The following is an 820-nucleotide window of genomic DNA, read 5'->3' as shown; positions in this document are numbered from 1 at the left end:
GGCTTCGACGTTAGCGACGACATTGTCCACGGTAAAGCCGAACTCTTTGAAGAGTTGGCCGGCCGGGGCCGATTCGCCGAAACGGTCCAAGCCCACCACGCGGCCTTGGCTGCCGGCATATTTCCACCAGCTGTCGGTAACGCCCGCTTCGACGACGACGCGTTTGGCCACGCTCGGCGGCAACACGCTGTCTTTGTAAGCTTGGTCTTGGGCTTCGAACACGTTGGTCGACGGCATGGACACCACGCGAATGTTTTTGCCTTTGGCAGCCAAGGCGTCGGCGGCTTTGACGGCCAGTTCGACTTCGGAGCCGGTGGCGATGATGATCGCATCCGGGGTGCCGCTGCTGTCTTTCAGGATGTAGCCGCCTTTGGCGATCGCGTCGATCTGGGCTTGGCTGCGCGCCATGTGCGGCAGGTTTTGCCGAGAGAAGATCAAGGTGCTCGGGCCGTCTTGGCGTTCGATCGCGGCTTTCCAGCTGACGGCCGACTCGACCGCGTCGCACGGACGCCAGACGTGCATGTTCGGAATCATGCGCAAGGTGGCGGTTTGTTCGATCGGTTGGTGGGTCGGACCGTCTTCGCCCAGACCGATGGAGTCGTGGGTGTAGACGAAGATGGTCGGCGCTTTCATCAGTGCAGCCATGCGCAGGGCGTTACGGGCGTATTCGCTGAACATCAGGAAGGTGGCGCCGTAGGCTTTGAAGCCGCCATGCAGGGTGATGCCGTTCATGATGGCGCTCATGCCGAATTCGCGCACGCCGTAGTAGACGTAGTTGCCGTCGTGGCCGGGGGCGTTGACGTCTTTGCAGCCTTTCCAC

At 61.7% G+C, this 820-nt stretch carries 1 protein-coding gene; it reads right to left on the bottom strand.

Annotated elements, in window-relative coordinates; genetic code table 11:
* Positions 1–820 (bottom strand): transketolase-like TK C-terminal-containing protein (locus tag NP603_RS21820; protein ID WP_305891522.1); only part of this gene is annotated, 820 nt, incomplete at both ends.

The organism is Methylomonas aurea (assembly GCF_024505045.1).
GTDB classification, from domain to species: Bacteria; Pseudomonadota; Gammaproteobacteria; order Methylococcales; family Methylomonadaceae; genus Methylomonas; species Methylomonas aurea.
Note: the sequence above shows the minus strand (reverse complement) of the source record. Positions and strands in the feature narration are given on the sequence as shown.